Source organism: Sphingopyxis sp. Soil_C_28, assembly GCF_057657055.1.
Genome location: NZ_JBDGJE010000002.1, coordinates 1,049,342 through 1,065,575, shown reverse-complemented (window position 1 = coordinate 1,065,575; position 16,234 = coordinate 1,049,342). Strand labels below are relative to the sequence as shown.

14 protein-coding genes and 1 tRNA gene are annotated in these 16,234 nt (G+C 63.2%); 9 read left to right on the top strand and 6 right to left on the bottom strand.

The annotated features are described in order from the left end of the window. Positions 1 to 119: 119 nt before the first annotated feature. Complete coding sequence (locus AC3A43_RS13405; RefSeq protein ID WP_487793022.1) at positions 120 to 1,289, bottom strand: acyl-CoA dehydrogenase family protein; 1,170 nt, start codon at positions 1,287 to 1,289, stop codon at positions 120 to 122. Positions 1,290 to 1,302: 13 nt separating this feature from the next. Further along, on the bottom strand, positions 1,303 to 2,220 hold the full coding sequence (locus AC3A43_RS13400) for an SDR family NAD(P)-dependent oxidoreductase (protein ID WP_487793021.1): 918 nt from the start codon (positions 2,218 to 2,220) through the stop codon (positions 1,303 to 1,305). Positions 2,221 to 2,320: 100 nt separating this feature from the next. Between AC3A43_RS13400 and AC3A43_RS13395 the strand changes: the two genes are divergently transcribed. Beyond that, complete coding sequence (locus AC3A43_RS13395) at positions 2,321 to 3,061, top strand: helix-turn-helix domain-containing protein (RefSeq protein WP_487793020.1); 741 nt, start codon at positions 2,321 to 2,323, stop codon at positions 3,059 to 3,061. 112 nt (positions 3,062 to 3,173) lie between these two features. On the opposite strand, the gene AC3A43_RS13390 is transcribed toward AC3A43_RS13395, so the two are convergent. The 4 genes from AC3A43_RS13390 to AC3A43_RS13375 all read right to left on the bottom strand — a co-directional run bounded on the left by AC3A43_RS13390 (position 3,174) and on the right by AC3A43_RS13375 (position 4,908). Next, the gene (locus AC3A43_RS13390) at positions 3,174 to 3,929 is read right to left on the bottom strand and encodes an SDR family NAD(P)-dependent oxidoreductase (protein WP_487793019.1); all 756 of its coding nucleotides are present in this window, start codon (positions 3,927 to 3,929) and stop codon (positions 3,174 to 3,176) included. Beyond that, positions 3,926 to 4,489: a histidinol dehydrogenase gene (locus tag AC3A43_RS13385; protein WP_487793018.1), complete on the bottom strand. Its 564-nt coding sequence runs from the start codon at positions 4,487 to 4,489 to the stop codon at positions 3,926 to 3,928. The genes AC3A43_RS13390 and AC3A43_RS13385 overlap by 4 nt, the downstream gene beginning before the upstream one ends. Next, on the bottom strand, positions 4,456 to 4,656 hold the full coding sequence (locus AC3A43_RS13380; protein ID WP_487793017.1) for an Arm DNA-binding domain-containing protein: 201 nt from the start codon (positions 4,654 to 4,656) through the stop codon (positions 4,456 to 4,458). Before AC3A43_RS13380 ends, AC3A43_RS13385 begins: the two co-directional genes overlap by 34 nt. A 165-nt stretch (positions 4,657 to 4,821) precedes the next feature. Then, positions 4,822 to 4,908, bottom strand: a tRNA-Leu gene (locus AC3A43_RS13375). A 202-nt stretch (positions 4,909 to 5,110) separates the two neighbouring features. Here AC3A43_RS13375 and AC3A43_RS13370 point away from each other — a divergent pair. From AC3A43_RS13370 to AC3A43_RS13335, 8 genes are all read left to right on the top strand, one after another. Next, entirely contained in the window at positions 5,111 to 6,043 is a 933-nt protein-coding gene (locus AC3A43_RS13370) for a complex I NDUFA9 subunit family protein (RefSeq protein WP_487793016.1), read from the top strand. Between the two features lie 9 nt (positions 6,044 to 6,052). Next, the gene (locus AC3A43_RS13365) at positions 6,053 to 6,853 is read left to right on the top strand and encodes an undecaprenyl-diphosphate phosphatase (protein ID WP_487793015.1); all 801 of its coding nucleotides are present in this window, start codon (positions 6,053 to 6,055) and stop codon (positions 6,851 to 6,853) included. Between the two features lie 158 nt (positions 6,854 to 7,011). Beyond that, entirely contained in the window at positions 7,012 to 8,454 is a 1,443-nt protein-coding gene (locus AC3A43_RS13360; protein WP_487793014.1) for an NAD(P)-dependent oxidoreductase, read from the top strand. Then, entirely contained in the window at positions 8,451 to 9,650 is a 1,200-nt protein-coding gene (locus AC3A43_RS13355; protein WP_487793013.1) for a DUF2059 domain-containing protein, read from the top strand. Before AC3A43_RS13360 ends, AC3A43_RS13355 begins: the two co-directional genes overlap by 4 nt. Further along, positions 9,647 to 10,399, top strand: a complete 753-nt coding sequence (locus AC3A43_RS13350; protein WP_487793012.1) for a DUF2059 domain-containing protein — start codon at positions 9,647 to 9,649, stop codon at positions 10,397 to 10,399. The genes AC3A43_RS13355 and AC3A43_RS13350 overlap by 4 nt, the downstream gene beginning before the upstream one ends. Continuing rightward, positions 10,396 to 14,925 carry a glutamate synthase large subunit gene (gltB, locus tag AC3A43_RS13345; RefSeq protein ID WP_487793011.1) on the top strand — a complete coding sequence of 1,510 codons (4,530 nt, stop codon included), beginning with the start codon at positions 10,396 to 10,398 and terminating at the stop codon, positions 14,923 to 14,925. Before AC3A43_RS13350 ends, gltB begins: the two co-directional genes overlap by 4 nt. 121 nt (positions 14,926 to 15,046) lie before the next feature. Then, a complete protein-coding gene (locus AC3A43_RS13340) occupies positions 15,047 to 15,478 on the top strand; it encodes a hypothetical protein (RefSeq protein ID WP_487793010.1) in 432 nt (143 codons plus the stop codon). A gap of 77 nt (positions 15,479 to 15,555) precedes the next feature. Continuing rightward, positions 15,556 to 16,227 carry a glutathione S-transferase family protein gene (locus AC3A43_RS13335; protein WP_248459872.1) on the top strand — a complete coding sequence of 224 codons (672 nt, stop codon included), beginning with the start codon at positions 15,556 to 15,558 and terminating at the stop codon, positions 16,225 to 16,227. Positions 16,228 to 16,234: the final 7 nt, after the last annotated feature.

The following is a 16,234-nucleotide window of genomic DNA, read 5'->3' as shown; positions in this document are numbered from 1 at the left end:
GACGAAAGCGAACCCCCGAACTTGCCGACGGCAGTACGAATCGGGGCGACAATGGCGGCGCGGCGCAGGGGCATGTCTTGGGGTCTCCGGTTAGACAGAAGGGGACGGGCCGGCGTCGATCAATTCGCCGCCGCAAATTCGCGCAGCATATGCTTGGCGATCTGGAGTTGCAGGATCTGCGTCGTGCCTTCGTAGATGCGATAGATGCGCGCATCGCGGAAGAACCGTTCGGCATCATATTCGGCCAGATAGCCCGCGCCGCCATAGACCTGCACGCACGCATCGACGACCCGGCCGCACATTTCCGACGCGAAAACCTTGAACGCGGCGGCTTTGCGCAGGACATTCTCGCCCGCATCAGCGCGGCGGGTGACGTCGGTCATCATGCACTCGGCGGCGTAGATATCGATCTCGCTCTGCGCCAGCATCTGCTGGATCAGCTGGAAGTTGGCGATCGGTTCGCCGAACGCCTTGCGCTCGGTCGCATAGCGCACCGCGCTGCCGAGCGCGCGGCGCGCATAGGCCGTCGCCGCGGCGCCGACCGACATGCGACCATTGTCGAGGCTCATCATCGCATAGGCAAAACCCTTGCCCAGCTCGCCGCCGAGCAGCGCTTCGCCGCCGACGCGGACATCCTCCATGATCACGTCGGCGATATGGCTGCCCGACTGGCCCATCTTCTTGTCCGGCTTGCCGATTGTCACGCCAGCGATGTCGAGCGGGACGAGGAAGGCGGAGACATGGGCGTTCTTCGGCAGATTTTCCTTGCTCGTCCGCGCCATGATCAGGCCGATTTTCGCGAAAGGCGAGTTGGTGATGTATCGTTTCGTGCCGTTGAGCACCCAGCCATTGTCGGTCTGCACCGCCGTCGCCTGCAGCCCTGCCGAGTCCGATCCCGAGCCGGGCTCGGTCAGGCCGAAGCAGGCGATCTCGCCCGACGCGATGCGCGGCAGCCATTCGGCCTTTTGCGCATCGGTTCCGCCATTTTTCAACGCCGAGGCGACCATGCCGATGTTGATCGAGATGATCGAACGGAACGCCGGCATCGCATAGGAAAGCGTGTGGATGGTCCGGACATACTGGCTGACGTTCATGCCCGCGCCGCCGAATTCTTCGGGGATCGTCAGCCCGAACAGGCCCATGTCGCGCATTTCGGCGAGGATGTCGGCGGGAATCTGATCGGTCTCGATGATCCCCTGTTCGGCCGGGATCAGGCGATCGCGCACATAGCGTTCGAGCTGCTCGATAAACTGGTCAAAAATGTCTGCGTCCATGCCGGGATTGCTCATGGTTTTCTGATCCTCAAATCGGGTCGTAAGGAAAGACGTGCGCCGACACCTCGTCAGCCCGCGCGAAATCGGGGCGGAATGCCGGGATCAGCTCATCGGCGATCGTATCGGCCGTCCAGCCTTCAAGCTTCGCCATCGAGCGGATCGGGCGCGGCTTCGAGAAGAGAAGTATCTCGTTCTTGCGAACGCTGAATATCTGGTTCGTCACGTCTTTGGCGCGGTCGGAGGCGAGATAGGCCACGAGCGGGGCGATCTTGTCGGCCGACATTTCCTGGAGACGCTTGACGCGCTCCTGCTGCTCGGGCGTTTCGGCGGGGATCGACGAAGTCATGCGGCTCCACGCAAAGGGCGCGATACAGTTCGAGCGCACGCCGACGCGCGCCATGTCGAGCGCGATCGATTGCGACAGCGCAACGACGCCCAGCTTCGCCGCCGAATAATTGGCCTGACCCAGATTGCCGATCAGCCCGCTGGTCGAGGTGAAGTGGATGAAGCTGCCCGACTGCTGCTCGCGAAACCAGGGCGTCGCGGCCTTCGACACGTTGAAGACGCCGGTGAGGTTGACCTCGATGACGCTCTTCCAGTCCTCATAGCTCATCTTGTGCCAGATGGTGTCGCGCAGGATGCCGGCGTTGTTCACGACGGCGTCGATGCGGCCGAAGCGCTGTACCGCATCCTCGATGATGCCCGCCGCCTCCCGTGGATCGGCGACATTGCCAAAGTTCGCGGCCGCCTGGCCGCCCGCCGCGACGATATCGTCGGCGGTCTGCTGGGCCGGCGCCGCATCCCCGCCTTCGCCGGCCTGTGCTACACCCGGATCATTGACGATGATCGCCGCACCCTCGGCCGCGCAATGCAGCGCGAGTTCACGCCCGATCCCGCGGCCCGCGCCGGTGATCGCGACAACCTTGCCATCCAAAATCCCGCCCATGCGACTCTCCGTCAAATTCTTGAAACGGCAATAAACTCTCTTGGTAAAGACTTCAACATTTGGAATTGCAATTTCATATATATGAAATATGATCACAATCATGACCGGCCCGATACGTTCCGTCTCGCAAGCCTTTGCAATCCTTCGTTTGCTTGCGGATGAGGATGCGCTCACGCTGTCGGACATTGGAAGATTGATCGGAACCAGTCCGTCCAGTTGCTTCAACCTACTGAAAACGCTCGAGGCAGAGCGCGTTATCGAACGCGATCAGTACACGAAGCGGTATCGCCTCGCCCCGCTATGGCGGCATGCTGATGCCCTGCACGATACCTCGGCCGCGCGGCTGGTAGACCGGTCAGTTCCCCTGCTTGGCCACTTCGCTCAGACGAACGAGGTCGCCGTAGGCCTATGGAAAATTGTCTCCCGCGACCGCATGCAACTCGCCGCTCGCGCGGAAAGCGACGCGGGCGTGAGGCTTATTCTTGCCAATGATCAGCGCCAACCACTCGGAGCTGGCGCGGCCGGACGAGCGCTTGCAGCGGCTCAGCATGTCGACAAGGTCGAACTCGCCCGACGCTTCGGATCGGTGCGGTGGCAATCTGAACTCGCGATCGAAATCTATGCGAGCCAGGTGGACGAAGCGAAGACGAAAGGATTCGCGGTCGACCGTGGTTATGCACATCGCGGCGTCATCACGGTCGCGACGGCGCTCGCCGATATCGCGCCCGGCTTTTGCATAACTGCTTCTTTTGTCGCCGGATCGCGAAGCGAGCGCGAATTGGAAACCCTCGGCGCCGCTCTTTCCAAACTCGGCGGAGAAATAATCCTCCGGTCGGCATGATGCCACTATCGACCAGCAATGTTGGCGCACAAGCGGCTGTCGCTGGCCGAAGAATGTCGTTCCCTGCCGAATTTCGGCTTAGAGCCCAGCAAGCAGGTTCCTGAATTGGCTCTCATTCAACGGTCCATCCTCCGTCGATCACGAGACTTGTGCCGGTCATCAGAGCGGATGCACCGGACGCAAGAAAGAGAACTGCACCCATCAAATCCTCGACCGAGCCGATTCGTCCCAATGCTATCTTCGAAAGAACAGATTCTCGAAACACCGCGCTTTCGAACATCGGGTGCGTCATCGGCGTTTCAATAAACGTCGGCGCGATGGTGTTAGACCGGATACCATGCAGCGCGAGATCGAGGGCGAATGCTTTGTTCATCCCCTCCATTGCCCATTTGGACGCGCAATAGAGCGACCGATTGGGGCCGCCCACATGTCCCATCTGGCTGCTCATGTGAATCAGGCTTCCGCGGATACCCTGATCGATCATCGCGCGTGCGCAGTGCTGCGCTACGAAGAAAGCAGATTTGACGTTGAGGCCGAGCACGGCGTCATAATCGGCTTCGCTCACCTCCCACATCGGCATCGGCCGATTGGTGCCAGCATTGTTGACGAGAATATGAAAAGCTGGACGCAACGAGAAGAAGGCTGCCACCGCATCCAGATCGCTAACGTCGAGCTGCGACGCAGCCGCGCCACCGCCGATTTGCGCGGCTGCCACATCGATTTCGTCTGAAGTCCGCGCGAGCAGGACGACTTCGGCACCCGCGTCAGCGAGCGCCGTTGCAGCCGCCAGGCCGATCCCTCTGCCCGCGCCCGTCACGAGCGCGCGCCGGCCATCGAGGCGAAAACTCGGTGTCTTGGGCAGCATCACGCGACGGGCTCGGCCCGGCCCGCATAAGGGACGTCGCGACCGCCGAAGCGGCGTACCCGGATGTTCGCCTGCTCGCCGTGCCCTGCAAAGCCCTCAAGCGCACAGAGGCGGCTGCAATATTCGCCGATCATCGCCGACGCCTCGTCGGTGAGGACCTTCTGATAGGTACAGGTCTTGAGAAATTTCCCGACCCAGAGACCGCCGGTATAACGCGATGCCTTCTTCGTGGGCAGCGTATGGTTGGTGCCGATCACCTTGTCGCCAAAGGACACGTTGGTTCGCTTGCCGAGGAACAAGGCGCCATAGTTGGTCATATTGGCGAGGAAATAATCGGGATCGGCAGTCATGACCTGCACATGCTCGGATGCTATCTCGTCGGCGATGCGCACCATCTCGGCGTCGTCTTCGGCGATGATGACTTCGCCGAAGCTTTCCCAGGCGCGCCGCGCGATCTCGGCGGTCGGCAAGATACCGAGCAAGCGTTCGACTTCGCGCATCGTTTCTTCGGCGAGCGCGCGGCTGGTCGTCAGCAGCACGGCCGACGGCTGACCTCGGGCCACGCGCCGAAGGCCAGCGTCCGGTATCGCCCGAGATATTTGTAATTCATCCGCCAAAGCTTGCTTCCGTCCGGGCGAACGAGCAAAACGAGGCCGTCTCCATCGGTAAGTTTGTAGTCGCGATCAGGCGGTTTGGCGTTGGTGACAGTGGTAGCAAAGAGTCGATTCATGGGAGTATCGCCCTTCGAAAAGGGGCGGAACGACACCCTCCAGGATACCCTCTTTGTTCCCGATTGGTGCCGTATTCGCCCGGATTTGGTCGGACGACCATAGCAGGAAAAACGGCTGAAATCAGCCGTTTTTCAGACGTTCTCGGATGTCCTCGGAAGAACAAATGGTGCCCAGAAGAGGACTCGAACCTCCACGACCTTGCGATCGCCAGCACCTGAAGCTGGTGCGTCTACCAATTCCGCCATCTGGGCACGGGGTAGGAGCGGGCGCTTAGCGGGGCGTCTATCGGCTTGTCAACTGCAGTGCGGAGGCCGACGCGCATTTTATCGCAAAGCTGCGGGTTTCGCGCCCGAAAGCCGCCTTCGCCCCTTGCCCCCCTTTCCGCTTCGCGGCATGGGGAAGGCGTGCGGCGCGCCCTGCGCCCGCGAAAGAATCGATCACAGGCGGATGCAAATGCAGAAATTCGACGGACAATTGATCACGGTGCTGGGCGGCGGCGGCTTCCTCGGCCGCTATGTCGTGCAGCGACTGCTCGCGCGCGGCGCCCGGGTCCGTATCGCACAGCGCGAACCCCGCGCCGCGACCTTCCTGAAACCGCTCGGCGGGCTCGGCCAGACACAGTTCGTTGCCGTCGACGTCCGCGATCCCGCCAGCGTGGCGCGTGCGGTGCAGGGCAGCGACGCCGTGATCAACCTCGTCGGGGCATTCGACAATATGCAAGCAGTGCAGGCCGACGGCGCGGGCCATGTCGCCGCAGCGGCCAAAGCCGCCGGGGTCGCTACGCTCGTCCATGTCTCGGCAATCGGCGCCGACCGCGAAAGCGCCTCGGCCTATGGCCGTAGCAAGGGCGATGGCGAGGCGGCGGTGCGCGGCGCGTTTGCCGACGCCGCGATCCTGCGTCCCTCGATCATCTTTGGCCGCGAGGATCAGTTCATCAACCGCTTCGCCGCGATGATCCGCATGGCCCCCGTCGTCCCCGTGATCGCGCCCAACGCGAAGTTCCAGCCGGTGTATGTCGGCGATGTCGCCGATGCCGTCGTTGCGGCGCTGGGCCGCGATGCCGCGGGCAAGATTTTCGAGGTCGGCGGACCACAGGTGCTGACGATGGGCGAACTGCTCCGCTGGATCGCCAATGCGACCGGCCGTTCGCCGCTGTTCGTCGATGTACCCGACTTCGTTGCTTCGACGCTTGCTTCGGGCTTCGGCTGGGCGCCCGGGGCGCCGATCACCAAGGATCAATGGCTGATGCTGCAGCATGACAATGTCGTGGCCGGCGGTTCGCCCGGTCTGGCCGACCTCGGCATCACGCCAACCTCGCTCGCCTCGGTCGCCGATGGCTGGCTCGTCCAGTACCGGCGCCACGGCCGCTTCGCCCAGACCGCCTGATTCCGCATCATGGGTATCTGGCTGACCGCGATCATCCTCGGCATTGTCGAGGGATTGACCGAATTCCTGCCTGTCTCATCGACGGGCCACCTCATCCTCGCGACCGAGCTGCTCGGCTATGACGCGTCGCGCTGGGCGATTTTCAACATCGCAATCCAGCCCGGCGCGATCCTCGCGATCGTCGTGCTGTACCGGAAATTATTCTGGGAGATGTTCACCGGCTTTTTCCGTCGCGATCCGGTCGCGATCGCCTTTGTCCGCAATCTCCTCCTCGCCTTTTTCCCGGCGGTCATCCTCGGCCTCGCCTTTGGCGATTATATCGAGCTGTTGCTTGAGAACGCCGTCGTCGTCGCCTGGGCGCTGATCATCGGCGGCTTTGCCATCCTGCTCGTCGAGCGTTTCGCCAAGACGACGGACGTTGGCGGGGTGGCGAATGTATCGGCGCGGCAATCGATCCTCGTCGGGCTCGTCCAGTGCATCGCGATGATCCCGGGGGTCAGCCGGTCGGGCGCGACGATCCTCGGCGCGATGTCGTTCGGGGTCGATCGCAAGACCGCGGCCGAGTTCAGCTTCTTCCTCGCGCTCCCCACTCTGACCGGCGCGACGGTGCTCCAGCTGTTCAAGCATCGCGATGCGATTACGACGAATGACCTCGGCCTGATCGCTGTCGGCTCGCTCGTGTCTTTTGTCGTCGCATGGGCGGTGATCAAGGCGTTCCTCGCCGTCGTCACGCGCTACGGCTTTGCACCCTTCGCCTGGTATCGAATCATCGCAGGGGTCGCCGCGCTGATCTGGCTCGGCATGAGATAGGGCCGAAAAGATACTAATCGACGAAAGATAATTGCGCAAACCCATTTTGATCCAGATTCGACCTCCATTTTAGGTTAGTATTTCTGTCCTATCTCGCAATTTGCTCGTGACACGCCCATTTGGCCCATGCAATCCGCCCTTCCAGAAGGGGATATTGCATGGCTTCCGATCGCATGCTCCAGTTTGTGGAGCGTGAACAATCCTATCCGGACAAGCGCTCCGCCGAAGAACGCGCGCACGACTTTCGCGAGATCGCCGAGCGCTATGCGGCGCCCGACGCCGACGCGCAGGCGGCGCGCTGCTCGCAATGCGGCGTGCCCTATTGCTCGGTCCATTGCCCGCTGCACAACCATATCCCCGACTGGCTGCGCCTGACCGCCGAGGGGCGGCTGCGCGAAGCCTATGAGCTGAGCAACGCAACCTCGACGATGCCCGAGATCTGCGGCCGCATCTGCCCGCAAGATCGCCTGTGCGAAGGCAATTGCGTCATCGAATTTTCGGGCCATGGCGCGGTCACGATCGGCAGCGTCGAGAAATATATCACCGACACTGCGTGGGCCGAGGGCTGGGTCGAGCCGCTGCATCCGGGCGCCGCGACCGGCCAGTCGGTCGGCATCATCGGCGCCGGCCCCGCAGGGCTGACGGCAGCCGAATATCTGCGCGTCGCGGGGCATGAAGTCCATGTCTATGATCGCCACGATCGCGCCGGCGGGCTGCTGACCTATGGCATCCCCGGTTTCAAGCTGGAGAAGGAAGTGGTGATGCGCCGCATCGACCGTCTGGTCGAAGGCGGCATCCAGTTCCACCTCGGCTTCGATGTCGGCGGCGACGCAACGCTAGACGCGCTGCGCCAGAAGCATGACGCGCTGTTGATCGCGACCGGCGTGTACAAGGCGCGCGAAATCAATGTTCCGGGCAATGGCGCCGAGGGCGTGATCGCCGCGCTCGACTATCTGATCGCATCGAACCGCAAGAGCTTTGGCGACGCGGTTCCCGCGTTCGACGATGGCCGCCTCAATGCCGAGGGCAAACATGTCGTCGTCGTCGGCGGCGGCGACACCGCGATGGATTGCGTGCGCACCGCGGTGCGGCAGGGCGCAAAGTCGGTGAAATGCCTCTATCGCCGCGACCGCGAGAATATGCCGGGGTCGCTACGCGAAGTGTCGAACGCCGAGGAAGAAGGCGTCGAGTTCGTCTGGCTGTCGGCGCCCGAAAGCTTCACCGCCGACAAGAGCATCAAAGAGGTCGCGGTTGCGGGCATGCGCCTCGGCGCCCCCGACGCGAGCGGCCGACGTAGCCCCGAAGCCGACCCGGGCCGCAAATTCGATGTGCCCGCCGACATGGTGATCAAGGCGCTGGGCTTCGATCCCGAGGAGTTGCCGCACCTGTTCGGTTCGCCCGACCTGTCGGTGACGCGCTGGGGCACTTTGCGCGTCGATCATCAGACGATGATGACCAGCCTGCCGGGGGTTTTCGCCGCCGGCGACATCGTCCGCGGCGCCAGCCTGGTCGTCTGGGGCATCCGCGACGGCCGCGATGTCAGCGAACAAATGGCAAAGTGGTTGAAAGCCAAGGCGAAAAGCGAAAAGAAGGCGGCATGACCAACAGGGAAGGAATTTTCATGATGCCGACGTTCAAATCGATTCTGCTCGCTGGAGCGATCGCGATCGCACCTGCAAACGCTTTTGCCGCGCCGAAGGAGGCTCCGGTGGCAGAAACCGTCTCCACGCCCGCCGAAGAGCAGGCATCGAGCGAGTATGACAGCGAAGCCTCTGCCGAAGCCGCAAAGGCCAAGATGCAGAAGGAAATGGACGAGGCGATCGCGCTTGTCGAAAAGATGTTCGACACGAGCAGCCTGCCGCCGATCGAGCCCGCCCGCCTGACGCTGGCGCAAAAGACGATGGGTGCGTTGATCCCTGCCGGCAGCCTCGAGAAGATGATCGATAATCTGTACGGCAAGATGTTTAAAACGATCATGGGCGAGTTCGGCGGCCAATCCGACCTGATGCTCTCGATCCAGACCGGCGTTGAAAGCGACCAGATCGCAAAGCTGGACGAAGCGACCAAGGGGAAGGTCGCCGATATGTTCGACCCGCACCGCAAGGAACGCGAAGACCAGATCACCAAAGTGATCAAGCCGCTGATCAGCGAGGTGCTGGGCGACATGGAACCGCCGATGCGCGAAGGCATGTCGAAAGCCTATGCGCGCAAGTTCACCGCGGCGCAGCTCACCGACCTCAACGGCTTCCTCGCGACCCCGACCGGGACGCTCTATGCCAATGAATGGATGGCGTTGCAGGCCGACCCCGAAGTCATGGTTGCCGTGGTCAAGGCGGTTCCGCCGCTGATCACCAAATTCATCGACCGCGCGCCCGAACTCGAGAAGGATTTCAAGGATCTGCCGAAGGAAAAGCAGCTTTCCGACTTCGACGACAAGGAACTCGCCAAGCTCGCCAAGCTGATGAAGGTCGATGTGAAAGTGCTGAAGGAACAGCGCGACATGTGGAAGACCGACAGCGTCGAAGCAACCGACGCGGTCGCGGCCGAGGCCGCTGATGATTATGCGATCGACGCGGCGGCCGATGCGGCGACGGCAGCAGCGGACGCAGCCGACTACGCCACCGACGCGGTTGCCGATCCCGCCTATGACCGCAGCAACTGGTCGGCGGCCGATGTGAAGCGCGTCGAAGACCTCGAGACCGCGTATGAAAACGCTTCGCTCGCTGCGCAGCAAGCCGCCGAGGAGGCCGCAACCAACGCGCGCGGGCGGCTGGGCCGGCCCGACAGAACCGAATGAACAAGTGGCACCCCTTAGTGGCGTCAGCCGCCCTCGCGCTGGTATTTGCGTCGCCGTCCTTTGCTTTGGCAAAAGAGGGCGACGTGACTGTGGGGATCGACAAGAAGCAGACCCTCGCGGATCGTCTGGCAGTAATACTGAACAGCGAAAAGGCAATGATCGGCGATAGCGGCGATGACGCGAAAGCCCGTCAATTCGCGCTCGATCTTTTCGGTAGTCACGCGGAAATGGCGGAGCTGGAAGCCAGCGCGCCGGGCGTAACGACGGAACTGATCGACAAGTTGATGCCGATCATCAACCATTCGCTGCGCGTCAGATTACCCGAACTTCAACGTCGTCAGTCGGCGCTTTATGCCGAAACCTTCGACGAAGCCGATCTGGCCTTCCTGATCCGCTTTTACGAATCTTCGACGGGGCGCAAACTGGTCGCGCTGACCATCGATAACCTGCAGACCCAGAATATGGTAAAGTCAGCGAAACAGTCAGATGACTTTACGATTGCATCAGACGCCGTGGTCGCCGACCTTCAATCGACCGCGCGTGCAATCACGCCTCAGTTCGATGAATCGGACAAAGCCATGTTGCTCGAACTCGGACGATCGAGCGTCGCGCCAAAGCTGCAGGCGATAGCAAAGCGTACGCAGCAAATCGGCCTCGACTGGCAGAATGAATATCTTCCTGACGAAGAAGAACAGATCATGACCCTGATGGAATCTATTGTAGCGCGGCGATTGGAAGCAACGGAATGACCCACTACCCCACCCCCGAACACGCGCGGCTCGAAGCCGACGGCATGTATCGCCCCGATATGGAATCCGATGCCTGCGGCGTCGGCATGGTCGCGGCGACCGATGGCAAGGCCTCGCGCCGCGTCGTCGAGGCGGCGATCGAAGCGTTGCGGGCCGTCTGGCACCGCGGCGCGGTCGATGCCGACGGCAAGACGGGGGATGGGGCGGGCATCCATGTCGATCTTCCGGTCCGCTTCTTCGACGATGCGATCGCGGCGTCGGGCCACAAGGTGCGCCCGAACCGCCTCGCCGTCGGCATGGTCTTCCTGCCGCGCACCGATCTGGGCGCGCAGGAAGAATGCCGCACGATCGTCGAGGCCGAAATCATCGATGCGGGCTTTACCATCTATGGCTGGCGTCAGGTGCCGGTCGATGTGTCGGTGATCGGCGACAAGGCGCAGCGCACGCGCCCCGAGATCGAGCAGATCATGATCGCCGGCCCCCTGCCCGACGAACAGTCGCTCGCCGAGTTCGAAAAGCAGCTCTATCTCGTCCGCCGCCGCATCGAGAAAAAAGTGATCGCGGCGCAGATCGCCGACTTTTATATTTGCAGCCTGTCGGCGCGCTCGATCATCTACAAGGGCCTGTTTCTTGCCGAGAGCCTGGGCGATTTCTTCCCCGACCTCATGAACAAGCTGTTCGAAAGCCGCGTCGCGATCTTTCACCAGCGCTATTCGACCAACACCTTCCCGCAATGGTGGCTGGCGCAACCGTTCCGCTGCCTCGCCCATAATGGCGAGATCAACACGATCCGCGGCAACAAGAACTGGATGAAGAGCCACGAGATCAAGATGGCGAGCCTCGCGTTCGGCGAGCATAGCGAAGACATCAAGCCGGTGATCCCGGCAGGCGCCAGCGACACCGCCGCACTCGACGCGGTGTTCGAAGCACTGTGCCGCGCCGGCCGCGATGCGCCGACCGCCAAGCTGATCCTCGTTCCCGAGGCGTGGACGACCGAGTGCGACGTCCCCGACAACCACCGCGCGATGTACTCCTATCTCGCCAGCGTGATGGAGCCGTGGGACGGCCCCGCCGCGCTCGCGATGACCGACGGCCGCTGGGCGGTTGCGGGCATGGACCGCAACGCGCTCCGCCCGCTGCGCTACACGCTGACCGCCGACAATCTGCTCGTCGTCGGCTCCGAAAGCGGGATGGTGCTGCTGCCCGAAGCGAGCATCCGCAAGAAGGGCCGCCTCGGTCCCGGGCAGATGATCGCGGTCGATCTGGAAGAAGGCGTTTTGTACGAAGATCTCGCGATCAAGGACAAGATCGCCGACGCGCAGGATTACCGCTCGCGCGTCAAGGGTTTCCGCACGATGGCCGACCTGCCCAAGGGCGGTAAGTCGAGCCTGCCGACTTTCGAGCGCGCCGAACTGATCCGCCGTCAGGTCGCTGCTGGCCTCACCATGGAGGATATGGAGCTGATCCTCTCGCCGATGGTCGAGGACGCCAAGGAAGCGATCGGGTCGATGGGCGACGACACGCCCCTTGCGGTTATCTCCGACAAGCCGCGCCACGTCGCGCAATTCTTCCGCCAGAATTTCAGCCAGGTCACCAACCCGCCGATCGACAGCTTGCGCGAACGTCACGTGATGAGCCTGAAGACGCGCTTCGCCAACCTCGCCAATATCCTCGATGAAAAGGGGCAGAGCGACCATGTGCTCGTGATCGACAGCCCCGTGCTTGTCGGCGACGACTGGGACCGGTTGCGCGCCTATTTCGGCGACGCCGTCGCCGACATCGATTGCACCTTCCCCGTCGGCGGCGACGCCGCGACCTTGCGCGAAGCGATCGCGCGCGTGCGCCGCGAGGCAGAGGATGCCGTGCGCGCGGGACGCAGCGAATTGTTCCTGACCGACCAGTCCATCGGCGAAGGCCGCGTCGGCATGGCGATGGTGCTCGCCGCCGCCGCCGTGCACACGCACCTCGTCCGCAAGGGGCTGCGCAGCTACGCCTCGATCAACGTCCGCTCGGCCGAAGTACTCGACACACACGCATTTGCTGTGCTCGTCGGGGTCGGCGCGACGACGGTCCACGCCTATCTGGCCGAGGCCGCAATCGCCGACCGCCACGCGCGCGGATTGTTCGGCGGCGAACTGTCGCTGGGCGACTGCCATTTGCGTTTCCGCAAGGCGATTGACGACGGGCTGCTCAAGATCCTCGCCAAAATGGGGATCGCGGTGATCTCCAGCTATCGCGGCGGCTATAATTTCGAGGCGGTCGGCCTGTCGCGCGCGCTCGTCAATGACCTGTTCCCCGGCATGCCGGCGAAGATTTCGGGCGAAGGCTATCAGTCGCTGTTCATCAACGCGACCGAGAAGCATGAGGCGGCGTTCGACAAGCGCGTCACCACCCTGCCGATCGGCGGTTTCTATCGTCAACGCGCGGGCGGTGAGGCGCATGCCTATTCGGCGCAGCTGATGCACCTGCTGCAGACCGCGGTCGCGACCGACAGCTATTCGACCTATCTGCAATTCGCGCGCGGGGTCGCCGACCTGCCGCCAATCTATCTGCGCGACCTGATGGAGTTCAACTATCCGGCGCAGGGCATCCTGCTCGACAGCGTCGAGGCGATCACCGAGATCCGCAAGCGCTTCGTCACCCCCGGCATGTCGCTCGGCGCACTGTCGCCCGAAGCGCACGAAACGCTGGCGATCGCGATGAACCGCATCGGCGCGAAGGCGGTGTCGGGCGAAGGCGGCGAAGCAAACGAACGTTATCGCCCCTACCCCAACGGCGACAACGCCAACAGCAACATCAAGCAGATCGCGAGCGGCCGCTTCGGCGTCACCGCCGAATATCTCGGCGCGTGCGACGAGATCGAGATCAAGGTCGCACAGGGCGCCAAGCCCGGCGAAGGCGGCCAGCTTCCGGGCTTCAAGGTCACCGAATTCATCGCGCGCTTGCGTCACGCGACGCCCGGCGTGACACTCATCTCCCCGCCGCCGCACCACGACATCTATTCGATCGAGGATCTCGCGCAGCTCATCTATGACCTGAAGCAGATCAACCCGAAGGCGCGCGTCTGCGTGAAGCTCGTCAGCTCGGCGGGCATCGGCACCGTTGCCGCGGGCGTCGCGAAAGCGCACGCCGACGTCATCCTTGTCGCGGGCAACACCGGCGGCACCGGCGCTTCGCCCCAAACGAGCGTCAAATATGCCGGCACGCCGTGGGAAATGGGCCTGTCCGAAGTCAATCAGGTGTTGACCCTCAACGGCCTCCGCCACCGCATCCGGCTGCGCACCGACGGCGGGCTCAAGACCGGCCGCGATATCGTCATCGCGGCGATCCTCGGCGCCGAGGAATATGGCATCGGGACTTTGAGCCTCGTCGCGATGGGCTGCATCATGGTGCGCCAGTGCCACAGCAACACCTGCCCCGTCGGTGTCTGCACGCAAGACGAAAAGCTGCGCCAGAAGTTCACCGGCAGCCCCGAGAAGGTCATCAACCTGATGACCTTCATCGCCGAGGAGGTCCGCGAAATCCTCGCCAAGCTCGGCTGCCGCAGCCTCGACGAGGTGATCGGCCGCACCGAACTGCTGCGTCAGGTCAGCCGCGGCGCCGAACATCTCGACGACCTCGATTTGAACCCGATCCTCGCCAAGGTCGACGCACCCGACGACCAGCGCCGCTCGCAGGGGCCGCACTTCCGCAACCCGGTACCCGACAGTCTCGACGCGCAGATCCTGGGCGATGCGAAACCATTGTTCGAGCGCGGCGAGCGCATGCAGCTGACCTATAATGTCCGCAACACGCACCGCGCCGTCGGCACGCGCCTGTCGGCCGAGGTCACCGCGCGCTTCGGGATGAAAGGCCTCGCCGATAATCATGTGCAGGTTCGCCTGCGCGGGACTGCGGGTCAGTCGCTCGGGGCCTTCCTGTGCAGCGGAATCACGCTCGAAGTGTTCGGCGACGCCAACGACTATGTCGGCAAGGGTCTGTCGGGCGGTCGCATCATCGTGCGCCCGACCGTCTCAAGCCCGCTAGTCAGCCAGCACAACAGCATCATCGGCAACACCGTGTTGTACGGCGCGACCGCGGGCACGTTGCTCGCGGCGGGTCAGGCCGGCGAACGCTTTGCGGTCCGCAACTCGGGGGCGAAGGTCGTCGTCGAGGGCTGCGGCGCCAATGGCTGCGAATATATGACGGGCGGCACCGCGGTGATCCTTGGCCCCGTCGGATCGAATTTCGGCGCGGGCATGACCGGCGGCATGGCGTTCATCCTCGACACCGACGGCCAGTTCGAACGCCGCGCCAATGCCGAATCGATCGTCTGGCAGCGGATCGACAGCGTACACTGGGAATCGGTGGTGAAGGAACTGGTCGAAGACCATGCCAAGGCGACCGGCAGCAAATGGTCGAGCGAAGTGCTCGCCGACTGGGACCGCTGGCAGGGTCAGTTCTGGCAGGTTTGCCCGAAGGAAATGCTCACCCGCCTCGCGCATCCGTTGAGCGATGCCGAAGCCGAGGTGGTTGCGGCGGAATGACTTCATCGTGGTGGCGGTGCGGCTCGTCGCACTACCATGCGTCGTTCAGCGCAGTGAAAGCGTGACCTCTCTAGGGACGTGAGCTTTGATGAACCATGCGTCCTTTGAAAGGATGGAAGTCATGCCCCGCATTGCCCTGATCGCCCTCCCCCTTCTCGCGCTTGCCGCGCCACTCCCGGCTACCGCCGCCGATGGCGCGATGCAGGACACCGTCGCGACCCTCAACGACCCGGTGGCGCAGGACCGGATGGCCGACACGATCACGGCGATGGTCGGCGCGCTGATGCAGATGGAGGTCGGCCCGCTCGCCAAGGCCGTGGCGCAGATCGATCCCGAATCCGACGCAGCCTATATTCCGCCCGATGCGACGCTTGGCGACATGACCGGCCGCGATCCCGAATATGCCGAGCGCATGGGCGCCGACGTGCGCGCTGGAACGCGGATGGCGGGACACGCCGCCTCGGCGCTCGCGGCTTATGCGCCGGTGCTCAAGGACATGGCGCGCGACTTTGCGGCGCAATGGGAACGCGAGCGCGACGCGGCCCGCCGCTGACGCTTAATCCACAATCCTTGGGCCAGCGCGCGCCATAGCCGTTGCGCGCGGCGCCCCGCTGCCGCTATGCCGGGGGCATGTGGCAACTCTACCAATTCCCGCTCTGTCCCTTTTCGCGCAAGGTCCGCCTTTTGTTGGGCGAAAAGGGCGTCGGTTATGAATTGGTGCGCGAATCGCCATGGGAGCGCCGCGACGAATTCATCGATCTGAACCCGGCTGGCCGCACCCCGGTGATGGTCGATCAGGCGCGCGGCCAGGTGCTGATGGACAGCATGGCGATCGCCGAATATTTCGAGGAAACCGTCGAAGGCAAGGCGATGATCAACGGCACGGCCGCCAGCCGCGCCGAAATCCGTCGGCTGACTTCATGGTTCGATCATGACTTTTACTATGAAGTCACCGGGCCGCTGCTGTTCGAGCGTATGCAAAAACGCATCGTCCACCGCCAGCCGCCCGACGGCGGCGCGCTGCGCGAAGCGATGAAGGCCGCGAACAATCATCTCGACTATGTCGATTATCTGATCGACCACCGCACCTGGCTGGCCGGCGCAACGATGAGCCTCGCCGACCTGACCGCGGCGGCGCATATCTCGGTCGCCGACTATCTGGGCGGGATTGACTGGACGGGGCATGAGCAGACCAAGGGCTGGTATTCGGGCCTGAAATCACGCCCGAGCTTCCGCCCGCTGCTCGCCGAGCGGATGGAAATCGTGACGCCGCCGAAATATTATGAGGACGTCGACTTCTAACCGTCAC

Excerpts from the sequence above, each read along its gene's own strand:
- AC3A43_RS13405 (WP_487793022.1), bottom strand. The coding sequence starts at position 1,289 with ATGAGCAATCCCGGCATGGACGCAGACATTTTTGACCAGTTTATCGAG.
- AC3A43_RS13400 (WP_487793021.1), bottom strand. The coding sequence starts at position 2,220 with ATGGGCGGGATTTTGGATGGCAAGGTTGTCGCGATCACCGGCGCGGGC.
- AC3A43_RS13395 (WP_487793020.1), top strand. The coding sequence starts at position 2,321 with ATGACCGGCCCGATACGTTCCGTCTCGCAAGCCTTTGCAATCCTTCGT.
- AC3A43_RS13380 (WP_487793017.1), bottom strand. The coding sequence starts at position 4,656 with ATGAATCGACTCTTTGCTACCACTGTCACCAACGCCAAACCGCCTGAT.
- AC3A43_RS13370 (WP_487793016.1), top strand. The coding sequence starts at position 5,111 with ATGCAGAAATTCGACGGACAATTGATCACGGTGCTGGGCGGCGGCGGC.
- AC3A43_RS13365 (WP_487793015.1), top strand. The coding sequence starts at position 6,053 with ATGGGTATCTGGCTGACCGCGATCATCCTCGGCATTGTCGAGGGATTG.
- AC3A43_RS13360 (WP_487793014.1), top strand. The coding sequence starts at position 7,012 with ATGGCTTCCGATCGCATGCTCCAGTTTGTGGAGCGTGAACAATCCTAT.
- AC3A43_RS13355 (WP_487793013.1), top strand. The coding sequence starts at position 8,451 with ATGACCAACAGGGAAGGAATTTTCATGATGCCGACGTTCAAATCGATT.
- AC3A43_RS13350 (WP_487793012.1), top strand. The coding sequence starts at position 9,647 with ATGAACAAGTGGCACCCCTTAGTGGCGTCAGCCGCCCTCGCGCTGGTA.
- gltB (WP_487793011.1), top strand. The coding sequence starts at position 10,396 with ATGACCCACTACCCCACCCCCGAACACGCGCGGCTCGAAGCCGACGGC.
- AC3A43_RS13340 (WP_487793010.1), top strand. The coding sequence starts at position 15,047 with ATGCCCCGCATTGCCCTGATCGCCCTCCCCCTTCTCGCGCTTGCCGCG.
- AC3A43_RS13335 (WP_248459872.1), top strand. The coding sequence starts at position 15,556 with ATGTGGCAACTCTACCAATTCCCGCTCTGTCCCTTTTCGCGCAAGGTC.